Genomic DNA, 5,641 nt, shown 5'->3' with positions numbered 1-5,641 from the left:
GGCGACACCGACATCAACATCATCGACACCGCCGAGTTCGCGATCCCCGGCCTTGACGACGAGTTCCGCGTCATCGTGTCCCCGTGGATTCTGACGGTGCTCGTTACCGACCGCCTGGCTCGCTACTACGAGACGGTCACCAAGCACAACCTCAAGTATCGTCGCTACTATCACCAGTTCGACTACTAAAGAAAACGGGTGCGGGAACGCGCCGGGCTATTGAGAGGAACACAGAATGAGGCAGTACATCATCGCCAGCCATGCGCACTTCGCTACCGGCATCAAGGAGAGTGTCGAGCTGCTCTCGGGCGCTCGCGACAACGTCCACGATCTTTCGATGTTCGTCGATGACCGCATGGACGTGGCCGAGGAGGCCCAAAAACTGCTGGCAGGCATGGCTGCCGACGATGATGTCGTTGTCTGCACCGACCTCTTTGGCGGCAGCGTCAACAACGAGTTCACCAAGATCGTCCAGACGCGTCCCCGCACGTACCTCGTTACCAACATGAACCTTCCTCTGCTTATCCAGCTGCTGTTCTCTGACGAGTCGGCGCCGGTTGAGGAGACGATTCGCGCCATCGTCGCTGCGGACGATACGCGCGTGAAGTTTGTCAACGATCTTTTGGTCGATGACGAAGAGGAAGAAGAGTTCTAATCCGCAGCACCTACTGACACGCCGTAAGACGGCACAAGACCTTTGGGGGGTCACATTATGATTCAGCTACTTCGCGTCGACCATCGCCTGCTTCATGGCCAGGTCGCGGTCTCTTGGGTCCAGGGCCTTGGCTCCAACTGCATTTTCTGCGTGGGCGATAAGGTCGTCAACGACCCGGTGTGGAAGACGACGCTCAAGATGGGCAAGCCTGCCGGCTGCAAGCTCGTCATCAAGGATATGGCGAATGCCATCGAGGCCATTAACTCGGGTGTGACTGACAAATACAAGATGATTATCTGTGTCGCCACCATCGCTGAGGCAAAGCAGCTTGTTGAAGGCTGCCCGCAGATCAAGTCGGTCAACCTGGGCAACACCAAGCCCAAGGACGAGAAGCGCCCCGATGCTCGTCAGGTCTCTCGTCAGATCTTCCTGACTGCAGCCGAGGAGGCCGATGTGCGCGAGATGCTGAACAACGGCGTCGAGGTCGAGATCCGTCCTCTGGCCGATGACCCCAAGGTCGACTGCGCAAGCGTGCTCTAGGCGTTCAAATTCGAAGAGTCTGAGCTCTTCGTAGTGTCCTATTAGGAAAGGGGGATATATGCTTACCCAAGCAATCCTCATCGGACTTATCGCCGCATTTGGTAAGTTCGACTGCCAGCTCGGTACGCTCTATGCGTTCCGCCCCATCGTCCTGTGCCCGCTCGTGGGCCTGGTGCTGGGGGACCTGCAGTCCGGCCTCGCGATCGGCGCCAGCCTGGAGCTTCTGTTCATGGGCTCGATCTCCATCGGCGCCTACGTGCCGCCTGATGAGACGATCGGCGGCGTGCTCGCCTGCGCCTTCGCTATCCAGTTGGGCCAGAGCACCGAGGCAGCCATCGCGCTCGCTATGCCCATCGCCACGCTGTGCCTTGCCATCAAGAACATCCTCAACGCCGCCCTGCCGATTTTGGTTGACCGTGCCGATGTTTTCTCTGCCCAGGGCAACCTTAAGGGTGTCTATGCGATGCACTTCCTGATCGGTTTGACCGGTATCATCATGGCGTTCCTGCTGTGCTCGCTGTCGTTCTATCTGGGTGCTGACGCCATCCAGGGCCTGCTCGACTTCATCCCGCCCTTTGTCCTTGCTGGCTTTGGCGTTGCCGCCAACATCCTGCCTGCCATGGGCTTCGCCATGCTCGGCCGCCTGGTGCTCACCAAGCAGCTCGTGCCCTTCTACTTCCTGGGCTTCCTGCTGTGCTCCTACGCCAACGTGCCCGTCCTGGGCGTCGCCCTGATCGCCATCATCATCGGCATCGACAAGTTCGACCTGCTCGGCCTGGGCGGAGCCCAGCCCCAGCTCTCCGCGGAAGGGGATGAGGACGATGACTTCTAGTCCCGAGAACAAGATCACGCGCTCCGACCTCGTCAAGAGCGCCGTCAACGTCGGCGCCCTGGGCATGGAGTTCTCCTGGACCTACTACAAGCAGATGAACATCGCCTTCTGCCTGATGGTCGCCAACATGCTCAAGAAGATCTACGCCGGCCGCCCCGACGACTACGCCGAGGCCCTGCACCGCCACTGCGCGTTCTTCAACATCACCGTCCAGTTCGCCCCGTTCGTCGGCGGCATCGCGATGGCCATGGAGGAGAAGGTCGCCCGCGGCGAGATCGAGCCCGAGAGCGTCAACGACGTCAAGGCCGCCCTCATGGGCCCGCTGTCCGGCATCGGCGACTCCATCTTCCTGTCGACGCTGCGCGTGGTCGCCGCCGCGGTGGGCATCAGCCTGTGCCAGGCCGGCAACCCCTTCGGCCCCATCGCCTTCCTGCTCATCTACAACGTCCCCGGCTTCGCGCTGCGCATCTGGGGCGCCGTCAAGGGCTACGAGCTGGGCGTGGGCTTCCTGGACGAGGCCCAGAGGACCGGCCTCATGCAGAAGATCATGACCTGCGTGGGAATCGTGGGCGTCATGGTCGTGGGCGCCATGTGCAAGGACATGTTCTGGGCCAGCATCCCGGTGGCCATCGGCTCGGGCGACGACGCCCAGACCCTCCAGGACATCCTGGACGGCATCATGCCCGGCATGCTCGGCATGATCGCCTTCTGGCTGTACTACTGGCTGCTGTCCAAGAAGATCAACCCCATGGTGCTGATCGTGGCCACCATGGTCGTGGGCATCATCGGCGCGTTCTTCGGCGTGCTGGCGTAAGGGCCCGGCCTATTATCTGCCCCCAAGGGAAACGGCGACCCATTGCGGTCGCCGTTTTTTATTACCGAAAGCTAGTTGGAGGTGCTTCGTGATTCGATCTGACAATCCACCCGATAATGGCGTGAGCGGGGCGATGTATCTATTTGGCACGGCGCTCTTGTGGAGTTTTATCGGCATCCTCGTTCGCGCCAATTCGCAGTCAGCTCTTTTGATCGGTGCCGTCACGGCAATATTTATGGCGCTCTTTATCCTGCTCGTCGGCAGGCCCGTCCTTCGCGTCAGCCGTCTTATTGTCCTTGTGGCCGTCTGCAACTTCGTGACGGGCACCACGTTTAACTTTGCCAACCAGCTCACGACGGTCGGCAACGCGATCGTTCTGCAGTACACCTCGATGATTTTCGTTATCGTGTATCAATCGCTCGCAACTCGCACGTTGCCCTCGCCTGCGAAGATTGCCTCCGTGGTGGTTGCTTTTACGGGTATGGGACTTTTCTTTTTAGGTGATTTGAGCGCCGAGGGCATGCTCGGCAACCTGCTTGCCGTCATTTCGGGCGCCGCCTTTGGGCTGTGTTTCTTTTTAAACTCTCGCCCCGATGCGTCGCCCATGGTGTCCTCGCTCATCTCCTGCGGCATCTCGATACTGCCGATCGTCTATTTTGCCGGCGACCTAGGCTCCGTGAAACCCTTTGAGTGGGGGCTTATGCTGGTGCATGGCCTTTTTTGCAGCGGCCTTGCGAGTGTGCTGTATGCCAAGGGGATTGCGCGCACCAACGCGTTTGCGGCCAACTTGGTCTGCATGAGTGAGGTCGTGCTCGCTCCCTGCTGGTCGGCGCTCCTCTTTGGCGAGGTCTTTAGCTGGAACGAGTTCTTGGGCGCGGCGATGATCGTTTTGGTGATTGTGGCCAACTTGGCATCCGATGCTTTTGGCGACGGCTTTCTGGTGGCGCTTGTCCGCCATCGAAACAAAGAGCGTGCCTAATGGGATGCGCCTGCCGTTTACGGTAAAAAACACCCCGCTGAGCGACTGGTATTAAATAAGGCGAACCTGCATACCTATAATTGGTATCAAATCATTTGTGCCTGGTATGGGTGTTAGCAGCACGCCAGGTGCGGTTCGGACCGTGTGGTCAAACTCCCGGATTGATATCAATAACGCGCGCGACGGGAGTGACGACGGTTCGAGATTCCTTATTGGGAGGAACTATGCTTGTCCAAGCAATCCTCGTCGGCTTAGTCGGAGCTTTTGGATGTCTCGACTACCAGCTCGGCACCCTCTACGCGTTCCGCCCCATCGTCCTGTGCCCGCTCGTGGGCCTGGTGCTGGGGGACCTGCAGACTGGCCTTGCCGTTGGCGCCAGCCTGGAGTTGCTGTTCATGGGCTCGATCTCCATCGGCGCCTACGTGCCGCCTAACGAAACCGTCGGCGGCGTGCTCGCCTGCGCGTTTGCCATTCAGCTCGGTCAGGGTACCGAGACGGCCATCGCGCTCGCCATGCCCATCGCCGTCCTTGCACTGACGATCGGCAACATTACCAATGCCTTGTTCCCTGTGTTTGTCGATATGGCAGACAAGTTCGCCCTCAAGGGAAACCTCAAAGGCATCTACGCCGTTCATTGGGGAATTGGAATCTGGGGCTGCGTCGAGTACTTCCTGCTGTGCGGCGGCGCCTTCTATTTGGGTTCCGACGCCATCCAGGGCCTGCTCGACTTCATCCCGCCCTTCATCATCGACGGTTGCGGCGTTGCCGCCAACATCCTGCCTGCCATGGGCTTCGCCATGCTCGGCCGCCTGGTGCTCACCAAGCAGCTCGTGCCCTTCTACTTCCTGGGCTTCCTGCTGTGCTCCTACGCCAACGTGCCCGTCCTGGGCGTCGCCCTGATCGCCATCATCATCGGCATCGACAAGTTCGACCTGCTCGGCCTGGGCGGAGCCCAGCCCCAGCTCTCCGCGGAAGGGGATGAGGACGATGACTTCTAGTCCCGAGAACAAGATCACGCGCTCCGACCTCGTCAAGAGCGCCGTCAACGTCGGCGCCCTGGGCATGGAGTTCTCCTGGACCTACTACAAGCAGATGAACATCGCCTTCTGCCTGATGGTCGCCAACATGCTCAAGAAGATCTACGCCGGCCGCCCCGACGACTACGCCGAGGCCCTGCACCGCCACTGCGCGTTCTTCAACATCACCGTCCAGTTCGCCCCGTTCGTCGGCGGCATCGCGATGGCCATGGAGGAGAAGGTCGCCCGCGGCGAGATCGAGCCCGAGAGCGTCAACGACGTCAAGGCCGCCCTCATGGGCCCGCTGTCCGGCATCGGCGACTCCATCTTCCTGTCGACGCTGCGCGTGGTCGCCGCCGCGGTGGGCATCAGCCTGTGCCAGGCCGGCAACCCCTTCGGCCCCATCGCCTTCCTGCTCATCTACAACGTCCCCGGCTTCGCGCTGCGCATCTGGGGCGCCGTCAAGGGCTACGAGCTGGGCGTGGGCTTCCTGGACGAGGCCCAGAGGACCGGCCTCATGCAGAAGATCATGACCTGCGTGGGAATCGTGGGCGTCATGGTCGTGGGCGCCATGTGCAAGGACATGTTCTGGGCCAGCATCCCGGTGGCCATCGGCTCGGGCGACGACGCCCAGACCCTCCAGGACATCCTGGACGGCATCATGCCCGGCATGCTCGGCATGATCGCCTTCTGGCTGTACTACTGGCTGCTGTCCAAGAAGATCAACCCCATGGTGCTGATCGTGGCCACCATGGTCGTGGGCATCATCGGCGCGTTCTTCGGCGTGCTGGCGTAAGGGCCCGGC

Annotated in this window: 7 protein-coding genes and 1 pseudogene; all 8 read left to right on the top strand. The window is 60.7% G+C overall.

Going from position 1 to position 5,641, the window contains the following annotated elements; genetic code table 11:
• A pseudogene (locus I2H81_RS10205) lies at positions 1–189 on the top strand (SIS domain-containing protein); the annotation flags it as partial.
• 46 nt (positions 190–235) lie between these two features.
• A complete protein-coding gene (locus tag I2H81_RS10200) occupies positions 236–655 on the top strand; it encodes a PTS sugar transporter subunit IIA (RefSeq protein ID WP_117565057.1) in 420 nt (139 codons plus the stop codon).
• A 57-nt stretch (positions 656–712) separates the two neighbouring features.
• On the top strand, positions 713–1,195 hold the full coding sequence (locus I2H81_RS10195) for a PTS sugar transporter subunit IIB (protein WP_195645447.1): 483 nt from the start codon (positions 713–715) through the stop codon (positions 1,193–1,195).
• A gap of 58 nt (positions 1,196–1,253) precedes the next feature.
• Positions 1,254–2,027 carry a PTS mannose/fructose/sorbose/N-acetylgalactosamine transporter subunit IIC gene (locus I2H81_RS10190; RefSeq protein ID WP_195503978.1) on the top strand — a complete coding sequence of 258 codons (774 nt, stop codon included), beginning with the start codon at positions 1,254–1,256 and terminating at the stop codon, positions 2,025–2,027.
• Positions 2,008–2,841, top strand: coding sequence for a PTS system mannose/fructose/sorbose family transporter subunit IID (locus I2H81_RS10185; protein ID WP_195241126.1), 834 nt, complete (start codon positions 2,008–2,010; stop codon positions 2,839–2,841). Before I2H81_RS10190 ends, I2H81_RS10185 begins: the two co-directional genes overlap by 20 nt.
• 88 nt (positions 2,842–2,929) lie before the next feature.
• Positions 2,930–3,820, top strand: coding sequence for a DMT family transporter (locus I2H81_RS10180; RefSeq protein WP_271755801.1), 891 nt, complete (start codon positions 2,930–2,932; stop codon positions 3,818–3,820).
• A 224-nt stretch (positions 3,821–4,044) separates the two neighbouring features.
• Positions 4,045–4,818, top strand: coding sequence for a PTS mannose/fructose/sorbose/N-acetylgalactosamine transporter subunit IIC (locus I2H81_RS10175; protein ID WP_035137735.1), 774 nt, complete (start codon positions 4,045–4,047; stop codon positions 4,816–4,818).
• Complete coding sequence (locus I2H81_RS10170) at positions 4,799–5,632, top strand: PTS system mannose/fructose/sorbose family transporter subunit IID (protein ID WP_195241126.1); 834 nt, start codon at positions 4,799–4,801, stop codon at positions 5,630–5,632. Before I2H81_RS10175 ends, I2H81_RS10170 begins: the two co-directional genes overlap by 20 nt.
• Positions 5,633–5,641: the final 9 nt, after the last annotated feature.

This window comes from Collinsella aerofaciens, assembly GCF_015561195.1.
GTDB classification, from domain to species: domain Bacteria; phylum Actinomycetota; class Coriobacteriia; order Coriobacteriales; family Coriobacteriaceae; genus Collinsella; species Collinsella aerofaciens_AC.
This window is presented reverse-complemented; position numbering and strand designations above follow the sequence as displayed.

Coding starts and splice junctions, on each gene's coding strand:
- I2H81_RS10170 (WP_195241126.1), top strand. CDS start 4,799: ATGAGGACGATGACTTCTAGTCCCGAGAACAAGATCACGCGCTCCGAC.
- I2H81_RS10195 (WP_195645447.1), top strand. CDS start 713: ATGATTCAGCTACTTCGCGTCGACCATCGCCTGCTTCATGGCCAGGTC.
- I2H81_RS10190 (WP_195503978.1), top strand. CDS start 1,254: ATGCTTACCCAAGCAATCCTCATCGGACTTATCGCCGCATTTGGTAAG.
- I2H81_RS10175 (WP_035137735.1), top strand. CDS start 4,045: ATGCTTGTCCAAGCAATCCTCGTCGGCTTAGTCGGAGCTTTTGGATGT.
- I2H81_RS10185 (WP_195241126.1), top strand. CDS start 2,008: ATGAGGACGATGACTTCTAGTCCCGAGAACAAGATCACGCGCTCCGAC.
- I2H81_RS10200 (WP_117565057.1), top strand. CDS start 236: ATGAGGCAGTACATCATCGCCAGCCATGCGCACTTCGCTACCGGCATC.